16 protein-coding genes are annotated in these 13,235 nt (G+C 58.2%); 6 read left to right on the forward strand and 10 right to left on the reverse strand.

The window, feature by feature from the left end; genetic code table 11:
• Window positions 1-125 precede the first annotated feature (125 nt).
• The 3 genes from FHW77_RS19380 to FHW77_RS19390 all read left to right on the forward strand — a co-directional run bounded on the left by FHW77_RS19380 (window position 126) and on the right by FHW77_RS19390 (window position 2,345).
• Entirely contained in the window at window positions 126-551 is a 426-nt protein-coding gene (locus FHW77_RS19380) for a hypothetical protein (RefSeq protein ID WP_004443864.1), read from the forward strand.
• A 133-nt stretch (window positions 552-684) separates the two neighbouring features.
• Entirely contained in the window at window positions 685-1,143 is a 459-nt protein-coding gene (locus FHW77_RS19385; protein ID WP_004443866.1) for a MarR family winged helix-turn-helix transcriptional regulator, read from the forward strand.
• A gap of 5 nt (window positions 1,144-1,148) precedes the next feature.
• Window positions 1,149-2,345, forward strand: coding sequence for a multidrug effflux MFS transporter (locus FHW77_RS19390; RefSeq protein ID WP_004443867.1), 1,197 nt, complete (start codon window positions 1,149-1,151; stop codon window positions 2,343-2,345).
• Between the two features lie 52 nt (window positions 2,346-2,397).
• Here FHW77_RS19390 and FHW77_RS19395 read toward each other — a convergent pair whose 3' ends face one another.
• The gene (locus FHW77_RS19395) at window positions 2,398-3,621 is read right to left on the reverse strand and encodes an argininosuccinate synthase (protein WP_004443869.1); all 1,224 of its coding nucleotides are present in this window, start codon (window positions 3,619-3,621) and stop codon (window positions 2,398-2,400) included.
• Window positions 3,622-3,934: 313 nt separating this feature from the next.
• Between FHW77_RS19395 and FHW77_RS19400 the strand changes: the two genes are divergently transcribed.
• Window positions 3,935-4,789 carry an SDR family NAD(P)-dependent oxidoreductase gene (locus FHW77_RS19400; RefSeq protein WP_004443871.1) on the forward strand — a complete coding sequence of 285 codons (855 nt, stop codon included), beginning with the start codon at window positions 3,935-3,937 and terminating at the stop codon, window positions 4,787-4,789.
• Between the two features lie 143 nt (window positions 4,790-4,932).
• A complete protein-coding gene (locus FHW77_RS19405) occupies window positions 4,933-5,580 on the forward strand; it encodes a LysE family translocator (RefSeq protein WP_004443874.1) in 648 nt (215 codons plus the stop codon).
• Between the two features lie 38 nt (window positions 5,581-5,618).
• Here the strand turns inward: FHW77_RS19405 and FHW77_RS19410 are convergent, their stop codons facing one another.
• The 7 genes from FHW77_RS19410 to FHW77_RS19440 all read right to left on the reverse strand — a co-directional run bounded on the left by FHW77_RS19410 (window position 5,619) and on the right by FHW77_RS19440 (window position 11,437).
• Entirely contained in the window at window positions 5,619-6,413 is a 795-nt protein-coding gene (locus FHW77_RS19410; protein ID WP_004443876.1) for an ABC transporter ATP-binding protein, read from the reverse strand.
• Complete coding sequence (locus FHW77_RS19415; RefSeq protein ID WP_004443879.1) at window positions 6,410-7,291, reverse strand: ABC transporter permease; 882 nt, start codon at window positions 7,289-7,291, stop codon at window positions 6,410-6,412. Before FHW77_RS19415 ends, FHW77_RS19410 begins: the two co-directional genes overlap by 4 nt.
• 107 nt (window positions 7,292-7,398) lie before the next feature.
• Window positions 7,399-8,352, reverse strand: a complete 954-nt coding sequence (locus FHW77_RS19420; RefSeq protein ID WP_004443882.1) for an ABC transporter substrate-binding protein — start codon at window positions 8,350-8,352, stop codon at window positions 7,399-7,401.
• 108 nt (window positions 8,353-8,460) lie between these two features.
• Window positions 8,461-9,633, reverse strand: a complete 1,173-nt coding sequence (gene rlmN, locus FHW77_RS19425) for a dual-specificity RNA methyltransferase RlmN (RefSeq protein WP_077987047.1) — start codon at window positions 9,631-9,633, stop codon at window positions 8,461-8,463.
• A 266-nt stretch (window positions 9,634-9,899) separates the two neighbouring features.
• Window positions 9,900-10,403 (reverse strand): invasion associated locus B family protein, encoded by a 504-nt coding sequence (locus FHW77_RS19430; RefSeq protein ID WP_003523183.1) that lies wholly within the window; start codon window positions 10,401-10,403, stop codon window positions 9,900-9,902.
• Between the two features lie 296 nt (window positions 10,404-10,699).
• Window positions 10,700-11,080 (reverse strand): YkvA family protein, encoded by a 381-nt coding sequence (locus tag FHW77_RS19435; RefSeq protein WP_004443888.1) that lies wholly within the window; start codon window positions 11,078-11,080, stop codon window positions 10,700-10,702.
• Between the two features lie 51 nt (window positions 11,081-11,131).
• Window positions 11,132-11,437, reverse strand: a complete 306-nt coding sequence (locus FHW77_RS19440; RefSeq protein ID WP_004443891.1) for a 4a-hydroxytetrahydrobiopterin dehydratase — start codon at window positions 11,435-11,437, stop codon at window positions 11,132-11,134.
• Window positions 11,438-11,495: 58 nt separating this feature from the next.
• On the opposite strand from FHW77_RS19440, the gene FHW77_RS19445 reads away from it, so the two are divergent.
• On the forward strand, window positions 11,496-11,972 hold the full coding sequence (locus tag FHW77_RS19445) for a low molecular weight protein-tyrosine-phosphatase (protein ID WP_004443893.1): 477 nt from the start codon (window positions 11,496-11,498) through the stop codon (window positions 11,970-11,972).
• Here the strand turns inward: FHW77_RS19445 and thpR are convergent.
• Window positions 11,906-12,499, reverse strand: coding sequence for an RNA 2',3'-cyclic phosphodiesterase (thpR, locus tag FHW77_RS19450; RefSeq protein ID WP_004443895.1), 594 nt, complete (start codon window positions 12,497-12,499; stop codon window positions 11,906-11,908). The two genes, FHW77_RS19445 and thpR, sit on opposite strands and share 67 nt — an antisense overlap.
• Window positions 12,500-12,567: 68 nt before the next feature.
• The gene (locus FHW77_RS19455) at window positions 12,568-13,218 is read right to left on the reverse strand and encodes an arylesterase (protein WP_004443897.1); all 651 of its coding nucleotides are present in this window, start codon (window positions 13,216-13,218) and stop codon (window positions 12,568-12,570) included.
• Between the last annotated feature and the right edge of the window lie 17 nt (window positions 13,219-13,235).

Here is a 13,235-nt window from a genome sequence, read left to right on the forward strand (position 1 = left end):
CGCCGCCAATTCAATATCGGAATTTGGTGTGGAATACGCACTCGCCTTCATTTCCAAGTATTGACCGATATGACGACATCATGGTCTGCTTCTTTAAATAATATCCCATGACGGAGATATGTATTATGGAGATTTATTCTTTAAGGTCCTCTAATAATTTCCTTTTCAGGGACAATTCCAGAAACGCAAGATCCGTGGGCATTGCCGATTTCGGCAAGGCCGGAAAATCCGATGCAGCCTCAGGCTTTGAAGAGACGGTAAGAGGGATAGATTTTACCCGCATCAGCCCGCGCGACCTGCGCGAAATCGCCCGAGATTATTACCATGCGGGAAAAATCAGCCAGGACACCCTTTTTGAACTTTCGTCCGAACTTCCGGCACAAACCCCTAGTGCCAGCGGTGAGGTCATCGACATAGCTGATGTGACCGAGGACACGGAATTCGACTTCCTGACCTATTTTTCCGACCGAGCTGAAATTGCCCGTTCCATCGGCACCGCAGACGAGGTTGAAAAAATGCAGGACGTTCTGTCTTTTTTTGCTTTGGCGTGACGGCCCTGAACCGCGTTGCGGGGCACACCGCAATGGAAGTGACATATAGTTTACTCGATTTTCGGTAATATGATTTGTGTACCATTGATTATCGCCCGGATTTTAGTAAGGCTGACTTACGAAAAGGCGAAGCATGGGCACGAAACGCGAAAGAGATTCATTGGCATTTCTGCTGAACAGCGGTGCACGCCTGCTGAACAGTGCTTTTGAGCGCCGTATATCCGAGGCCGGACTGGGCCTGACCCCCGGCGAGGCGCGCGCATTGCTGACGGTCGCTGTCGTTGACGGCAGCAAACAGTCAGACATCGCCGCTCGCCTCGGAATAGAACCCATGACGATCTGCGCCTATCTTGATAAGTTGCAGTCCCTCAATCTCATCGAGCGGCAGCAGGACCCACAGGACAGACGCTCCAAGCGTATTGTGCTGACCAAATCCTCAGCCGACATGCTGGAAGCCGTGCGGCAGGAAATAGATGAACTCGTCCGCCACGCTACCCAGGGCCTGAATGACGAGGAGGTGGCGTTGTTCCGCCACTTTCTGCAAACCCTTCGTGACAATCTGCAGCCGGAACAACCGGGGCAGAACGGCTGATCACCATGTCGCCAAAACCGATCATGTCCACGAAACGCACGGCGATGCTTGGTGCGTTTTTGACGGCGCTTGCGCCCATATCCATGGCGATTTACACACCCGCCATGCCGGAACTGACGCGGGTTTTTGCCACTGACCAGTCCGCCGTCAAGCTCAGCCTGTCCCTCTATTTTGCCGGGTTCGCGCTGGCGCAACTGCTCGCCGGGCCGGCATCGGATGCCTTCGGTCGGCGAAAGGCAAGCATCGTCTTCCTCCTGATCTTTCTGGGCGGCGGCCTGGTGGCCATTTCCGCGCCGACGATCGAAGTGCTGCTTTTCGCCCGGCTGGTTCAGGGCATCGGTGCTTCGGTCGGTATGACGGTGGCGCGTGCCGTGGTGCGCGACCAGTTTACCGGCGCCGAAGCCTCCAGCATCATGAATCTCATTGGTATCATGCTGGCGGTCGGCCCTGCTCTCGGACCGACGATCGGTGGACTTTCACTCGCGGCTTTCGGCTGGAAATCCGTGTTTTTTCTGATGGTCGGGCTCGGAGCCATCGCCATTTTATCCGTCGTGATTTTTTTGCGGGAAACAACGGTTCCGGACAGGAGCCTGATCCGGCCCAGGCGGCTCCTGTCGGCCTATGGCACGCTGCTCAGCGCGCCACGTTTCCTTCTGGCTGCACTGGTGCTCGGTGGTTCCATCGGCGCGCTTTATGCGCAGGCCACCATGCTGACTTTCATCCTTATCAACGAGGTCGGCATGACACCCACCGCCTTCGGCATCGGCATGCTGATGCAGACAGGCGCCTACTTCTTCGGCTCGATTGCCCTGCGTTACATCGCACCCCGACTGGGTGACCGGCGCTCGGTCGTGATCGGCCTCTGTTTTTCCGGAACCGGCGGCCTCCTTATTTTATTGTCAGTTTTCCTGATGCCGCCATCGTTCCTTTCGATCATGGGGCCCGTTGCAGTCGCAACTGTCGGCATCGCCCTGCTGACCCCTTCGATGGTGACAGCAGCGCTTGCGCCCTTCCCACATATCGCCGGTTCGGCATCGGCCATGATGGGATTTATCCAGATGGGATCGGGCTTCGCCGGCGGTGCTGCAGCCTCCCTCATCGGTTCACCTTTGACCGGCTTCGGCGTCATCATTCCCATGATGGAATTCACGGCCGTTGCCAGCTACATCGGCTTCCGCATCGTCTCCAGAAGAGCGACATGAAAAACCCGCCGGTGTCACCACCAGCGGGTTTCGTTATTTTTCAAGAACAGAATTACTTGCTGAGATTGCGCTTTGCCAACGTGCGAAGACGCAGCGCATTGAGCTTGATGAAGCCTGCAGCATCCTTCTGGTCATAAGCGCCGTGGTCGTCCTCAAAGGTCACCAGCGCGTCGGAGTAGAGCGACTTGGCACTCTCGCGGCCGGTTACCATGACGTTGCCCTTATAGAGCTTCAGCGTCACTTCGCCTTCCACATGCTCCTGGCTCTTGTCGATCAGGGCCTGCAGCATTTCGCGCTCCGGCGAGAACCAGAAGCCGTAATAGATCAACTCGGCGTAGCGCGGCATCAGCTCGTCCTTCAGATGCGCAGCACCCCGGTCGAGCGTGATGGACTCGATGGCGCGATGCGCGGCAAGAAGGATGGTACCGCCGGGCGTTTCGTAAACGCCGCGCGACTTCATGCCGACGAAGCGATTCTCGACCAGATCGAGACGGCCGATGCCGTTTTCACGGCCATAATTGTTGAGCGTGGCAAGAAGCGTCGCAGGCGACATCTCGACACCATTGATCGAGCAGGCATCACCCTTTCGGAAACCAACCTTGATGACGGTTGCCTTGTCGGGAGCGGCTTCCGGGGAGATAGTGCGCATATGCACATATTCAGGAGCTTCCACCGCCGGGTCTTCCAGAACCTTGCCCTCGGAAGAGGAGTGCAGCAGGTTGGCGTCGACGGAGAACGGCGCTTCGCCCTTCTTGTCCTTGGCAACCGGAATCTGGTGCTGTTCGGCAAAGTTCAGGAGGTCGGTACGGCTCTTGAACGTCCAGTCGCGCCACGGGGCGATGATCTTGATGTCAGGGTTCAGTGCATAGGCCGAAAGCTCGAAACGCACCTGGTCGTTGCCTTTGCCGGTCGCACCATGGGCGATGGCGTCGGCGCCGGTCTTCCTGGCGATTTCAATCAGGTGCTTGGAAATCAGCGGCCGGGCAATGGAGGTGCCGAGCAGATAGACGCCTTCGTAGACGGCGTTGGCGCGGAACATTGGAAACACGAAATCGCGCACGAACTCTTCACGGACGTCCTCGATGAAAATTTCCTTGATGCCCAGCATCTCGGCCTTCTTGCGTGCCGGCTCAAGCTCTTCGCCCTGGCCGAGATCGGCGGTGAAGGTAACGACCTCAGCGCCGAGTTCCGTCTGAAGCCATTTCAGAATGATCGAGGTGTCGAGGCCGCCGGAATAGGCGAGAACGACTTTCTTAACGTCTTTCGGGAGTGCCATAGTGATGTCCATCTGCATGATGACGGCATCGGGACACCGCCATTTCCTTGGGATTTCGGCACTTTTACAGTGCAACCCGAAATGTGTGAAGCGCTTTTCCGTGAGATAAGCGACAAAACAATTGATGGACACGCGTGACGCACGTGACGACAGCTACACCGAGGGGAACGAAGCCGTTGTCACATGCATTTAGAAAATTCGCGCTTTATGATGAAGCGGCGCGATCGACTTGAAAACCGTGAATGAAGCCACTCAGGTTCAGGCAACGTTGCAAACCGCTGGAAACAGCAGAAACGACGCGAAGGAGAAACCTATGACGACCATCCACCCCGCATTCAAGGAAGATAATGTCGCCGTCATAACAGGTGCGGCCTCTGGCATCGGACTCGCCGCCGCCCGCAAATTCGCCGGTTTCGGCATGAGTGTCGTGCTCGTCGATCTCGATGGCGAGAAACTTGCCGCCGCGCATGCGGACGTTCTGGCACTTGCCCGGGACGGCGAGGCGCAAATCGTTGCGATCCCGACCGACGTCTCGAAACTCGATGAGCTGGAGGCGCTGGAACGCGCCGTAATTCAGCGTTTCGGGCGCGTTCACGTCCTCATGAACAATGCCGGCATCCAGCCTGGCAGCGCCATTTTCGGTCCCCAGGCCAACTGGGAAAAGATTATCAGCGTCAATCTGATGGGCGTTGTGAATGGCAGCCGTGTCTTCGGTCAGGGCATGATCGCACATGGTGAGCCGGCACTCATCATCAACACCGGCTCGAAACAGGGCATCACCACGCCTCCCGGCGATCCCGCCTACAATGTCTCGAAATCGGGCGTCAAAACCTTCACGGAAGCGCTTCAACACGAGTTGCGCAATGTTCCAAATGGTAGAGTTTCCGCCCATCTCCTCATCCCCGGCTTCGTCTTCACAGGCCTTACAGCCCACGGCAGAACGGAAAAACCGGAAGGCGCCTGGACCGGCGAACAGACCATCGAGTTCATGCTCGAAAGCATCGGCCGGGGCGATTTCTACATTCTCTGCCCGGATGGCGAGGTTGACCGCCCGACGGACGAGAAACGCATTCTCTGGGCGGCCTATGATATCGTCCAGAACCGCCCGCCGCTCTCGCGCTGGCACACGGAATATTCCGCCGCCTTCACCAGCTTCCTCAAGAACTGACGCCTAGGGGCCGCCGCGATCTGAAAATTGCGGTGCCCCGCCCTGTTTAATCCACCACTGCGCTAGGGCCGCCACTCAAAAACATTGGCAGAAATCCGCAATCACGTTAAACAACGGCCGTCTCCAGCTTTACGGGTGCCGCGATGGATTTCGTTCCAAGCCTGCCAACACTGATCGCCTTCACCATCGCCATCCTTCTCCTGGCGGTAACGCCGGGTCCGGACATGACGCTCTGGATCAGCCGCTCCCTGCGCGAAGGCCGGGCGGCGGGCTTCATGACCCTGGTAGGAACCAATATCGGCATCACCGTGCACACGATGCTGGTCGCCTTCGGTGTCGCCGCCCTCATCGTCGCCTCGCCGACGGCTTTCATGATCCTGAAGACCGGCGGAGCCGCTTATCTTGTCTGGCTCGCCATTCAGGCGATCCGCAAGGGCTCGGATTTCGTGATGGTCAAAGGCACCGGCGAAAAAGCGCAGGCCTCCCTCAAATCCGCCCTGCTGAACGGCATCTGGGTCAACCTGCTGAACCCGAAGATCATCATCTTCTTCATGACCTTCCTGCCGCAATTCGTCAGCGCATCCGATCCGCATGTGACCGGCAAGCTGATTTTCCTCGGCATCTGGTCAATCATCGTCGCACTGCCGATCGGCATCGGCATCGTGATCGCCGCAGATGTTCTCTCCGCCTGGCTGCAACGCAATCGGAAGATTCTGCGCGGACTGGATTATACGATCGCCGGCGTCTTTTCGCTTTTCGCCGTGAAGATTTTCTTCACGCAGGCGCGCTGACGGCAAACAAAAGGCGCCTTACGGCGCCTTTTTTAGAATCAACCAATCAGCAACTCATCGTCATCGAGCTTCTGGCCGCGTATCTTGCGGAACATGTCGATCAGATCCTCCACCTCAAGATCCTTGCGGCTGTCGCCGGAAACGTCGAGCACGATCTCACCGGCATGCAGCATGATCGTGCGCGTGCCATAGTCCAGCGCCTGACGCATGGAATGGGTGACCATCAGCGTCGTCAGCTTGCGCTCCGATACCACCTTGCGGGTCAATTCCATCACGAATTCCGCCATGCCGGGGTCGAGGGCTGCCGTATGTTCGTCCAATAGAAGCACGTCCGAGCCTGCTAGTGTCGCCATGACGAGCGAGACCGCCTGCCTCTGGCCGCCCGACAGAAGGTCCATGCGGTCCTTCAGACGATTTTCCAGACCGAGATTGAGCGAAGCGATACGCTCCTTGAAAAAATCCCGCCGGCCACGTCCGAGCGCGGGCAAAAGACCGCGACGTTCACCACGTGATGCCGCCAGCGCGAGGTTTTCCTCAATGGTAAGCGCGCCGCAGCTGCCCGCCAGCGGGTCCTGAAACACGCGTGCCACCCGCCCCGCCCGGCTGGCGGTCGACTTGCGGGTAACATCGGCGCCACCGATCATCACCCTGCCCGCCGTGGGCAGCACATCGCCGGCCAGAACACCGAGAAGTGTGGATTTGCCCGCACCATTGGAACCGATGACCGTGACGAAGGAGCCATCCTCAATGGTGAGGTCTATCTTGGACAGCGCCTGCTTCTGCAGCGGCGTGCCGCGCCCGAAGACGACCTGGATGTCGGAAAGCGAAATCACGATGTTGCTCCCCCACGGCGCAGTCGGGGCAGGATCAATGCGATGGCCACCAGTACCGCCGTTACGAAATTGAGATCGGACGCCTTGAGACCCAACACATCACTCGACAGAGCAAGCTGGATGGCGAGACGATAGGCGATGGAGCCGAAGACACAGCCGATCAGCGCGATCAGGATGCCGCGCGCGCCAAACAGGGTTTCACCGATGATGACGGCCGCAAGCCCGACAACAATGGTGCCGACACCGGAAGTCACATCCGCAAAACCATTGGTCTGGGCAAACAGCGCACCACCAAGAGCCACAAGCGCATTTGAAAGCGCCATGCCAAGATAGATCTGGCTACCGGTCTTCACGCCCTGCGCCCGCGCCATCCGGGCATTGGCACCCGTCGCGCGCATGGCAAGACCCGCATCGCTTTCAAGGAAACGCCAGACGAGAATGACCGCAATCAGCACCAAAGCGCCGACGAAGAGCGGCCGCACCAGATATTCAGAAAGGCCGAGGCCGTAAAACGGCGATATCATCGTGTCCTGATTGAGCAGCGCGACATTCGGCTTTCCCATCACGCGCAGGTTGACCGAAAACAGTGCGATCATCGTCAGGATCGAGGCAAGCAGGTTCAGAATCTTGAAACGCACATTGAGTGTGGCGGTCACGATGCCGGCAGCCGCACCGGCCACCATCGCAATCGCCGTCGCGACCCAGGCATTCAGACCGGCGATGATCAGCACGGCTGCCACGGCAGCGCCAAGCGGAAACGAACCGTCCACGGTCAGGTCAGGAAAATCAAGCACCCGGAAAGCGAGGTAAACGCCGATCGCCACGAAAGCGAAGACCAGTCCCAGCTCCACGGCACCCCAGAAGGCGATTTGGCTCACGGTAATGTCCTTGTTATTGCCGCCATCGGGCGGATACGGGCACCGTCTCGTGCCACGTAAAACGGGCGGCGAGTTTGCCGCCGCCCGTTATTCAGTCAGGTTTCGGTTCAGTCGATGACCTTGGTAGCGCGCTTCGTAACGCTTTCGGGGAAGGTGACGCCTGCTTTTTCAGCGGCCTTCTTGTTGATCACGAGATCGGTGCCAACAGCAACGGTTGCCGGAATATCGCCCGGCTTTTCACCCTTGAGGATGCGGACAACGACGGCACCGGTCTGCTTGCCAACGTCGAAATAGTTGAAGCCGAGGGCAGCAACCGCACCGCGAGCAACGGAATCCGTATCGGCGGCATAAAGCGGGATCTTGGCTTCAGACGCAACACCGGCAGCAGCCTCGAAAGCCGAAACGATGGTGTTGTCAGTCGGAACGTAGATCACGTCGGCCTTGCCGACCAGCGCACGGGTCGCACCCTGCACCTCAGCCGACTTGGTGGCGACGGATTCAACAACCTTGAGACCCGCCTTCTCGGCCTCGGTCTTCAAGAGGGCGAGTGTCGAAACGGAGTTTGCCTCGGCCGAATTGTAGATGAAGCCGATGGACTTGGCGTTCGGCGAGATTTCCTTGATGAGCGCCAGATGTTCGCCGACCGGCAACATGTCGGAAAGGCCGGTGACGTTACGGCCCGGCTTCTGCATATCCTTGACGAGCTGCGCGCCGACCGGATCGGAAACCGCCGTGAAGACAACCGGGATGTCGCGCGTGGCGGCAACGACGGCCTGGGCAGACGGCGTGGAAATCGGCACGATGACAGCAGGTGCCTCGCCAACGAACTGGCGCGCGATCTGTGCTGCGGTGCCGGGATTGCCCTGCGCGGATTCGTAAAGGAACTTGAGGTTCTCACCTTCCTTGTAGCCCGCTTCGGCAAGGGCAGCCTTCACGCCATCGCGGGCGGCATCGAGTGCCGGATGTTCGACGATGGCGGTCACGGCAACGGTGACGGTTTCAGCCTTCGCCGGCAGAACGATGGCGCTCGCAGCGGCGAGAGCCAGAATGAATGCGCGCATGGATATCCTCCTGTTGGTTCCCTGTTTTCGTCTTCTTAGGAACAAGACAGGCCGAAATCAATCGGAGAACCGCCGGAAACCCAGCTTTATGAGGCAAAACCGGCTTATTCAGTCGTCTGCGCCGTGGTTGGCGATCATCATCGCCTCGAAAGCCAGCCTTTCGGTCTTGCGCATGCGCTCGGATTCCGACTTCAGCTGGCCACAGGCCGCTAGGATATCGCGGCCGCGCGGCGTGCGGATCGGCGAGGCATAACCTGCCTGATTGATGAAATCGGCGAACTTCTCGATCTGCGCCCAGTCCGAGCACTGGTAATTCGTGCCCGGCCACGGGTTGAACGGAATGAGGTTGATCTTGGCCGGAACGCCCTTCAGAAGCTGCACCAGCATCTTGGCGTCTTCCAGACTGTCATTGACGTCCTTGAGCATCACATATTCGAAGGTGATGCGCCGGGCGTTGGAGAGGCCCGGATATCTGCGGCAGGCTTCGATCAGTTCCTTCAGAGGATATTTCTTGTTGATGGGCACCAGCATGTCGCGCAACTCATCACGCACCGCATGCAGCGAAATCGCCAGCATGACGCCGATCTCATCGCCGGTGCGGAAGATTTCCGGCACCACACCCGAGGTGGAGAGTGTAACGCGGCGCTTGGAAAGCGACAGGCCATCGCCATCGGTGGCGATCAGAAGCGCGGTCTTAACATGCTCGAAATTGTAGAGCGGCTCGCCCATGCCCATCATCACGATGTTGGAGACCTTGCGGCCTTCGCTCGGCACATAAGCGCCAACCGGCGTCGAACCATCGGGGAAATCACCGAGCCGATCACGCGCCAGCAACAGCTGCGAGAGGATTTCCTCGGCCGTCAGGTTGCGCACCAGACGCTGCGTGCCGGTGTGACAGAAAGAACAGGTCAGCGAACAGCCCACCTGGCTCGAAATGCACAGCGTGCCGCGCCCTTCTTCCGGAATATAAACCGTTTCGATCTCGACGGGACGACCAGCGCCCCGCGGCGGAAAACGCATCAGCCATTTGCGGGTGCCGTCATTGGAGATCTGCTCCTCGACGATTTCAGGTCGGGCGATGGTGAAGGCCGCCTTCAGCTTCTCGCGAAGCTCCTTGGCGACATTGGTCATATTGTCGAAATCGGAGACGCCGCGCACATAAAGCCAGTTCCACAACTGGCTGACGCGCATCTTCACCTGCTTTTGCGGCACACCGATTTCCGCGAGCGCCTCACCCATCTCCTCACGGGTCATGCCGATCAGCGACGGCTTGCCGGACATGAGATCGCTATTGGCGATCAGCGGGGTTTTGACTGCCAGACCGGCAGGAGCTTGCATTACGGACATCACGTTATCCCATCGTTCCATGCGTCGCACGACCGGCCTGTCGGGAAGGCGGAAAATCGTCTGCATGTCGAGAAAATCAAAGGCGGAGCACTTTTCGCGCATCCGCCTGTCAATATTGCCGCGCCTTTAGCATCAAACTGGCAAAAACGCAAATGGCCGGTCGAGGACCGGCCATTGTCAAACGCGATGAAGGGTCAGCGTTACTTGCAGCTCTCGATCTGCTTGAGAGCAGCCGAAATACCCGACAGCGAATAGGAATAGGAGGTCGCGGTGCCACGGCCAGAAACTGCCTTGACGGTCATGGACTTGCCGCCCTTCATGGCAGCCACGAGAGCCGGTTCTTCCGCAGCGTTTTCAACCCAGGCGGCCTTGTCCTTCGTGAACATGACGAAATTCTTGTTGTCGATCGTCACATTGACCTTCGAACCCTGCTTCAGCGGATAACCTACCATGGCCTGCGGCTCGTAGGAGATGTTCTGGCCCGGGCGCTGGGAGACGATGAAGAATATATCGCCGTGGTCGACGCTCGCCGGTTCCTTGGCGGTGGGAATGGAAAGAACGTAGCAGACGGTGCTGTTGCCCGATTTGTACGAATAGGCACCCCAAGCATTGAACTGCTGGATGCGCGTGGGCGACTGTGCAGATGCTACGCCGACGCTGGTCAGCAAAATGGCCGCTGCGGTTGCTACACTTCTTACAAACATAGAATTTCCTGCCGGGTTATTGTCTTCCATTGGCCCGAAGCATCGGCGAGCCCAGAGTCTGGATCGGCCACGTTCAGGTGCGGATCGTCTTTTCTCATTGTGGTCGGGAAGCGGTTACCAAACCGTCAACAACACGCATAAAATGCCGGAAACGTCTTGCAGTGTTACAGATTGGCGACTCCCGACGCCCTGAGGAGAAGGGCGTGCGACACCCTTCCTCCGTGTGTATGACACATAAATTCAGGCAAGAATTTGTCGCCCGTCGGGCGCGCCCGAACGGGCAGATCACAGAGGCGTTACCCGGCCTCCTGCTGCCGCTTCAACATGGCGTCCGCCGCGTCGTAATGTTCCATCTTGATATTGGCGCGGATCATCGCGAGCGCTGCGGTAATGACGGCTATGTCATCAGTAAAACCGACGACGGCCAGCATGTCCGGCACGGCATCAAAAGGCATGATGAAATAAGCCAGCGCAGCGAGGATGATACCCTTGGCGCGCAGCGGCGTGTCGCGATCGATCGCGCAGTAATAGGCCGCGGCCGCATCGCGGGCAAACGGCACTTTCGACATGACACGTTTCAGCTTCGGCCAGAACCTGGTCCGAACAACCTCTTCGCGCTCACGCTGCCTGTCGGTTTCACCCGGCAGAAGAATTTCACCGATTTTCACATCATCCATGATCGACGGTCCTCCGGTCACGGCTATTATATGGGATTTAAGGCGGAGCGTTCAATTGCCTCGGCCGGCAGCGGCCTTCTGCATGGCCTCGGCCAGAAGAAAATCGCGCTCCGTCACACCCTGCGAATCATGGGTCGTGAGGCATACCTTGACCCGCGAATAAACGTTGGACCATTCGGGATGATGATTGAGCCTCTCTGCGACGAGAGCGGATTCAGCCATGAAACCGAAGGCTTCCGCAAAGCTGGAAAACTTGAAGGAACGGACGATCGCCGCCCCGTCTTCGCGCAGGGACCAACCCTCCAGTTTCTGCAGGGCCTGCCGGATGGCATCGGGCTCGAGTCTGGGATATTTCATGAATTTGCCTCCGCTTTAAACCCATTAACGCTTCAACGACCGGATCGACGCATATTCCATGAAACATACAGCTATTCTCTTCGTCTGCATGGGCAATATCTGCCGCTCACCGTTGGCCGAAGGGATTTTGAGGAACCTTGCCGAGAGCGCAGCGCTTCATCAGCTTACCGTCGATTCCGCCGGCACCGGCGGATGGCACAGGGGTGACGCGCCCGATCCGCGATCCATCGCCATGGCGCGCCGGCACGGTATCGATATTTCACTTCAACGGACGAGACAGGTCGCTGCGGCGGATTTCGAGACCTTCGATCTGGTATTCGCCATGGACGAAAACAATCTGGCGAACCTGCTGCGATTGAGCTCCGAAAGGCACCGCCACAAAATCCATCTTTTCATGGAATATGCCGCCGGGCATCGCGAGAACGTCCCCGATCCCTACTACGGGGCCGAGGACGGATTCCTCACAGTTTACAACATGCTTTTAGCGGGATGCAGATCGCTGCTCGAAAAGATCGAGCTGGACCGCGCCTCGTGAAGCGGAAACACCTCTTCGACGATATAGGGCCCGCCACCCACCGATTCCTTCGACGACATCAGCACAAAGCGCCCGACCGTAAAGGGTGAGGTGCGGAAGTTGCCGCGTCCGGAAAGATACTGCACCACATCGTCCACGCGGGAGGAGCGCAACCGCGCCAGCGTGACGTGGGGCATGAACTTGCGCGGATCGGGCGGGAGACCGATCCTTTGGCAGATTCTCTCGATTTCCGCCTGCAGCGCATGCATTTCGGGCGAGGGAGAAACGCCAGCCCAGATGGAATGCGGCTTCTTGGAGCCGAAGGAGCCCATTCCGGTGAGGTTGAGCTGGAATTCCGGCCGGTCTATCCGGTCCAGCCTGTCAACGACCTCATCGGCGGTACGACCGTCGATGTCACCGATAAAACGCAGGGTTATGTGATAATTCTCCACATCGATCCACCGGGCTCCCGGCAGACCACCGCGCAACAATGAGAGGCTCATCGCCGCATTGCGCGGAATTTCGAGGGCGGTAAACAGTCTCGGCATGGCGAGCTCCCCGAATCTCTTGGCAGAACAAGCATAGCGAATCACGCAATGCAGACGGGCGCAAGTGCTTATTTTTTTTGCGCACCGATTGTCTTGATGAAGCTTTCAACAGCCGGCAAAGATTTTTCGACCATCACTACCACCCCCTTGGTATTGGGGTGCATCTTGTCGTCCAGCTTCAGCGCATCATCCGTCACCACGCCATCCAGAAAGAAGGGATAAAGCGGCAGGTTGTATTTTTCCGCAAGCTTCGGGAATATCGGATTGAAGCGCTTTGCATAATCATCGCCCATATTTGGCGGCGCCATAATACCGACCAGCAACACGGCTATGTTGCGCTTCTGAAAACCGGAAATGATGGTGTCGAGGTTCTTTTCGGTCTGTTCCGGCGGAATTCCCCGCAGTGCGTCGTTGGCGCCCAGTTCCAGAATGACGCCGTCAGCGCCATCGGGAACAGACCATTCCGCCCGCGCCAGACCGCCTGAGGAAGTGTCACCGGACACACCTGCGTTGGCGATGGCGACATTGATCCCCCTGGCCTTTAATGCAGCTTCAAGCTGTGCGGTATAGCTGTCAGTCGGGGGAAGCTGATAACCCGCCATCAGGCTGTCGCCGAGGCCAACCAGCTGCAATGTCCTCTCCTGGGCGAAGCCAGCAGTGGCGGAAAGGGCGGTGGCGAAAATGACGATGAAGTGAAACAGGGCAGCTTTAAATCTCATCACGGCTTTCCTAACTT

The organism is Agrobacterium sp. RC10-4-1, assembly GCF_014138475.1.
Taxonomy (GTDB): Bacteria; Pseudomonadota; Alphaproteobacteria; order Rhizobiales; family Rhizobiaceae; genus Agrobacterium; species Agrobacterium pusense.

Excerpts from the sequence above, each read along its gene's own strand:
- FHW77_RS19380 (WP_004443864.1), top strand. The coding sequence starts at position 126 with ATGGAGATTTATTCTTTAAGGTCCTCTAATAATTTCCTTTTCAGGGAC.
- FHW77_RS19385 (WP_004443866.1), top strand. The coding sequence starts at position 685 with ATGGGCACGAAACGCGAAAGAGATTCATTGGCATTTCTGCTGAACAGC.
- FHW77_RS19390 (WP_004443867.1), top strand. The coding sequence starts at position 1,149 with ATGTCGCCAAAACCGATCATGTCCACGAAACGCACGGCGATGCTTGGT.
- FHW77_RS19395 (WP_004443869.1), bottom strand. The coding sequence starts at position 3,621 with ATGGCACTCCCGAAAGACGTTAAGAAAGTCGTTCTCGCCTATTCCGGC.
- FHW77_RS19400 (WP_004443871.1), top strand. The coding sequence starts at position 3,935 with ATGACGACCATCCACCCCGCATTCAAGGAAGATAATGTCGCCGTCATA.
- FHW77_RS19405 (WP_004443874.1), top strand. The coding sequence starts at position 4,933 with ATGGATTTCGTTCCAAGCCTGCCAACACTGATCGCCTTCACCATCGCC.
- FHW77_RS19420 (WP_004443882.1), bottom strand. The coding sequence starts at position 8,352 with ATGCGCGCATTCATTCTGGCTCTCGCCGCTGCGAGCGCCATCGTTCTG.
- rlmN (WP_077987047.1), bottom strand. The coding sequence starts at position 9,633 with ATGTCCGGCAAGCCGTCGCTGATCGGCATGACCCGTGAGGAGATGGGT.
- FHW77_RS19430 (WP_003523183.1), bottom strand. The coding sequence starts at position 10,403 with ATGTTTGTAAGAAGTGTAGCAACCGCAGCGGCCATTTTGCTGACCAGC.
- FHW77_RS19435 (WP_004443888.1), bottom strand. The coding sequence starts at position 11,080 with ATGGATGATGTGAAAATCGGTGAAATTCTTCTGCCGGGTGAAACCGAC.
- FHW77_RS19440 (WP_004443891.1), bottom strand. The coding sequence starts at position 11,437 with ATGAAATATCCCAGACTCGAGCCCGATGCCATCCGGCAGGCCCTGCAG.
- FHW77_RS19445 (WP_004443893.1), top strand. The coding sequence starts at position 11,496 with ATGAAACATACAGCTATTCTCTTCGTCTGCATGGGCAATATCTGCCGC.
- thpR (WP_004443895.1), bottom strand. The coding sequence starts at position 12,499 with ATGCCGAGACTGTTTACCGCCCTCGAAATTCCGCGCAATGCGGCGATG.
- FHW77_RS19455 (WP_004443897.1), bottom strand. The coding sequence starts at position 13,218 with ATGAGATTTAAAGCTGCCCTGTTTCACTTCATCGTCATTTTCGCCACC.